Source organism: Streptococcus equinus ATCC 9812 (assembly GCF_000187265.1).
GTDB classification, from domain to species: Bacteria; Bacillota; Bacilli; order Lactobacillales; family Streptococcaceae; genus Streptococcus; species Streptococcus equinus.
Genome location: NZ_GL698435.1, coordinates 1 through 4,972 on the forward strand (window position 1 = coordinate 1; position 4,972 = coordinate 4,972).

The 4,972-nt window shown below is 49.4% G+C and carries 1 tRNA gene and 3 rRNA genes; all 4 read right to left on the reverse strand.

Annotation, left to right across the window (positions count from 1 at the left end):
* A 5S ribosomal RNA gene (gene rrf, locus HMPREF0819_RS08420) occupies window positions 1-116 on the reverse strand.
* An 85-nt stretch (window positions 117-201) separates the two neighbouring features.
* A 23S ribosomal RNA gene (locus HMPREF0819_RS08425) occupies window positions 202-3,101 on the reverse strand.
* A 146-nt stretch (window positions 3,102-3,247) separates the two neighbouring features.
* Window positions 3,248-3,320, reverse strand: a tRNA-Ala gene (locus HMPREF0819_RS08430).
* Window positions 3,321-3,374: 54 nt separating this feature from the next.
* Window positions 3,375-4,922, reverse strand: a 16S ribosomal RNA gene (locus HMPREF0819_RS08435).
* The 16S, 23S and 5S rRNA genes sit together here with 1 tRNA gene alongside, the layout of an rRNA operon.
* Window positions 4,923-4,972: the final 50 nt, after the last annotated feature.

The window sequence follows — 4,972 nt, forward strand, 5'->3', positions numbered from 1 at the left end:
GCTAAGCGACTACCATATCTAACAGGGGGCAACCCCCAACTACATCAGGCGTGCTAGGGCTTAACTTCTGTGTTCGGCATGGGAACAGGTGTATCTCCTAGGCTATCGTCACTTAACTATGATTGATTATCCAATCAAAATTGAATACCTATATATTCTAACAAGAAACCGACTCGCTGTCAATATTGACTCGTTTCTTTTTTGGATAAGTCCTCGAGCTATTAGTATTAGTCCGCTACATGTGTCACCACACTTACACTTCTAACCTATCTACCTGATCATCTCTCAGGGCTCTTACTGATATAAAATCATGGGAAATCTCATCTTGAGGTGGGCTTCACACTTAGATGCTTTCAGCGTTTATCCCTTCCCTACATAGCTACCCAGCGATGCCTTTGGCAAGACAACTGGTACACCAGCGGTAAGTCCACTCTGGTCCTCTCGTACTAGGAGCAGATCCTCTCAAATTTCCTACGCCCGCGACGGATAGGGACCGAACTGTCTCACGACGTTCTGAACCCAGCTCGCGTGCCGCTTTAATGGGCGAACAGCCCAACCCTTGGGACCGACTACAGCCCCAGGATGCGACGAGCCGACATCGAGGTGCCAAACCTCCCCGTCGATGTGAACTCTTGGGGGAGATAAGCCTGTTATCCCCAGGGTAGCTTTTATCCGTTGAGCGATGGCCCTTCCATGCGGAACCACCGGATCACTAAGCCCGACTTTCGTCCCTGCTCGAGTTGTAGCTCTCGCAGTCAAGCTCCCTTATACCTTTACACTCTGCGAATGATTTCCAACCATTCTGAGGGAACCTTTGGGCGCCTCCGTTACCTTTTAGGAGGCGACCGCCCCAGTCAAACTGCCCGTCAGACACTGTCTCCGATAGGGATAACCTATCTGGGTTAGAGTAGCCATAACACAAGGGTAGTATCCCAACAACGCCTCCACCGAAACTAGCGTCCCGATTTCATAGGCTCCTACCTATCCTGTACATGTGGTACAGATACTCAATATCAAACTGCAGTAAAGCTCCATGGGGTCTTTCCGTCCTGTCGCGGGTAACCTGCATCTTCACAGGTACTAAAATTTCACCGAGTCTCTCGTTGAGACAGTGCCCAAATCATTACGCCTTTCGTGCGGGTCGGAACTTACCCGACAAGGAATTTCGCTACCTTAGGACCGTTATAGTTACGGCCGCCGTTTACTGGGGCTTCAATTCACACCTTCGCTAATGCTAAGCGCTCCTCTTAACCTTCCAGCACCGGGCAGGCGTCACCCCCTATACATCATCTTACGATTTAGCAGAGAGCTGTGTTTTTGATAAACAGTTGCTTGGGCCTATTCACTGCGGCTGACTTAAAGCCAGCGCCCCTTCTCCCGAAGTTACGGGGCCATTTTGCCGAGTTCCTTAACGAGAGTTCTCTCGCTCACCTGAGGCTACTCGCCTCGACTACCTGTGTCGGTTTGCGGTACGGGTAGAGTATAATTAACGCTAGAAGCTTTTCTTGGCAGTGTGACATCACTAACTTCGCTACTTAACTTCGCTCCCCATCACAGCTCAATGTTATAGATATAAGCATTTGACTCATATCACACCTCACTGCTTAGACGTGCACTTCCAATCGCACGCTTTAGTTAGCCTACTGCGTCCCTCCATCACTATATACTCTAGTACAGGAATATCAACCTGTTGTCCATCGGATACACCTTTCGGTCTCTCCTTAGGTCCCGACTAACCCAGGGAGGACGAGCCTTCCCCTGGAAACCTTAGTCATACGGTGGACAGGATTCTCACCTGTCTTTCGCTACTCATACCGGCATTCTCACTTCTATGCGTTCCAGCGCTCCTCACGGTACACCTTCATCACACATAGAACGCTCTCCTACCATACCTAAAAGGTATCCACAGCTTCGGTAATATGTTTTAGCCCCGGTACATTTTCGGCGCAGGGTCACTCGACTAGTGAGCTATTACGCACTCTTTGAATGAATAGCTGCTTCTAAGCTAACATCCTAGTTGTCTGTGCAACCCCACATCCTTTTCCACTTAACATATATTTTGGGACCTTAGCTGGTGGTCTGGGCTGTTTCCCTTTCGACTACGGATCTTAGCACTCGCAGTCTGACTGCCGATTATATCTCGTTGGCATTCGGAGTTTATCTGATATTGGTAATCCGGGATGGACCCCTCAATCAAACAGTGCTCTACCTCCAAGAGACTTAACATCGACGCTAGCCCTAAAGCTATTTCGGAGAGAACCAGCTATCTCCAAGTTCGTTTGGAATTTCTCCGCTACCCACAAGTCATCCAAGCACTTTTCAACGTGCCCTGGTTCGGGCCTCCAGTGAGTTTTACCTCACCTTCACCCTGCTCATGGGTAGGTCACATGGTTTCGGGTCTACGACATGATACTAAGTCGCCCTATTAAGACTCGGTTTCCCTACGGCTCCGTCTCTTCAACTTAACCTCGCATCATATCGTAACTCGCCGGTTCATTCTACAAAAGGCACGCTCTCACCCATTAACGGGCTCGAACTTGTTGTAGGCACACGGTTTCAGGTTCTATTTCACTCCCCTCCCGGGGTGCTTTTCACCTTTCCCTCACGGTACTGGTTCACTATCGGTCACTAGAGAGTATTTAGGGTTAGGAGATGGTCCTCCCAGATTCCGACGAGATTTCTCGTGTCTCGCCGTACTCAGGATACTGCTAGGGTTAAAGACTATTTCGAATACGAGGCTGTTACTCTCTTTGGCTTACCTTCCCAGGTAATTCTTCTATAATCTTGTCGTCCCACAACGCAGTCCTACAACCCCGATGTGTAAACACATCGGTTTGCCCTCTTACCTTTTCGCTCGCCGCTACTAAGGTAATCGCGTTTGCTTTCTCTTCCTGCAGCTACTTAGATGTTTCAGTTCACTGCGTCTTCCTCTACATTACCTTAACAGTAATGAGTGACATGCATTACATGCCGGGTTCCCCCATTCGGACATCTCTGGATCAATGTTTACTTACAACTCCCCAAAGCATTTCGTCGTTAGTCACGTCCTTCATCGGCTTCTAGTGCCAAGGCATCCACCGTGCGCCCTTATTAACTTAACCTTATTTTGGTCTGTTGACCTTAAACTCATTAAATCACAGCGTTTCGGTTTATTTCTTGTTACTATCTACAATTCAATTTCTTGAATCGTGGAATTTGATATAGATATTCAATTTTCAATGGACAATCTTTGAATCTTTCGATTCAATGGAGCCTAGCGGGATCGAACCGCTGACCTCCTGCGTGCAAAGCAGGCGCTCTCCCAGCTGAGCTAAGGCCCCACAAGACCTCTCAAAACTAAACAATACTCCAAACGTGCTTCCGTTTATCCTTAGAAAGGAGGTGATCCAGCCGCACCTTCCGATACGGCTACCTTGTTACGACTTCACCCCAATCATCTATCCCACCTTAGGCGGCTGGCTCCAAAAGGTTACCTCACCGACTTCGGGTGTTACAAACTCTCGTGGTGTGACGGGCGGTGTGTACAAGGCCCGGGAACGTATTCACCGCGGCGTGCTGATCCGCGATTACTAGCGATTCCGACTTCATGTAGGCGAGTTGCAGCCTACAATCCGAACTGAGATTGGCTTTAAGAGATTTGCTTGCCGTCACCGACTCGCGACTCGTTGTACCAACCATTGTAGCACGTGTGTAGCCCAGGTCATAAGGGGCATGATGATTTGACGTCATCCCCACCTTCCTCCGGTTTATTACCGGCAGTCTCGCTAGAGTGCCCAACTTAATGATGGCAACTAACAATAGGGGTTGCGCTCGTTGCGGGACTTAACCCAACATCTCACGACACGAGCTGACGACAACCATGCACCACCTGTCACCGATGTTCCGAAGAAACTTCCTATCTCTAGAAATAGCATCGGGATGTCAAGACCTGGTAAGGTTCTTCGCGTTGCTTCGAATTAAACCACATGCTCCACCGCTTGTGCGGGCCCCCGTCAATTCCTTTGAGTTTCAACCTTGCGGTCGTACTCCCCAGGCGGAGTGCTTAATGCGTTAGCTGCGGCACTAAGCCCCGGAAAGGGCCTAACACCTAGCACTCATCGTTTACGGCGTGGACTACCAGGGTATCTAATCCTGTTTGCTCCCCACGCTTTCGAGCCTCAGCGTCAGTTACAGACCAGAGAGCCGCTTTCGCCACCGGTGTTCCTCCATATATCTACGCATTTCACCGCTACACATGGAATTCCACTCTCCCCTTCTGCACTCAAGTCTAACAGTTTCCAAAGCGAACAATGGTTAAGCCACTGCCTTTAACTTCAGACTTATTAAACCGCCTGCGCTCGCTTTACGCCCAATAAATCCGGACAACGCTCGGGACCTACGTATTACCGCGGCTGCTGGCACGTAGTTAGCCGTCCCTTTCTGGTAAGTTACCGTCACTGTGTGAACTTTCCACTCTCACACACGTTCTTCTCTTACAACAGAGCTTTACGATCCGAAAACCTTCTTCACTCACGCGGCGTTGCTCGGTCAGGGTTGCCCCCATTGCCGAAGATTCCCTACTGCTGCCTCCCGTAGGAGTCTGGGCCGTGTCTCAGTCCCAGTGTGGCCGATCACCCTCTCAGGTCGGCTATGTATCGTCGCCTTGGTGAGCCTTTACCTCACCAACTAGCTAATACAACGCAGGTCCATCTACTAGTGAAGCAATTGCTTCTTTCAAGCATCTAACATGTGTTAAATGCTGTTATGCGGTATTAGCTATCGTTTCCAATAGTTATCCCCCGCTAGTAGGCAGGTTACCTACGCGTTACTCACCCGTTCGCAACTCTTCCAACTTTAGCAAGCTAAAGTCTTCAGCGTTCTACTTGCATGTATTAGGCACGCCGCCAGCGTTCGTCCTGAGCCAGGATCAAACTCTCATTTAATCTTGTTCTCATTCTGTCACTGACAGATTTATCGTTTTTTGACAGGTTAC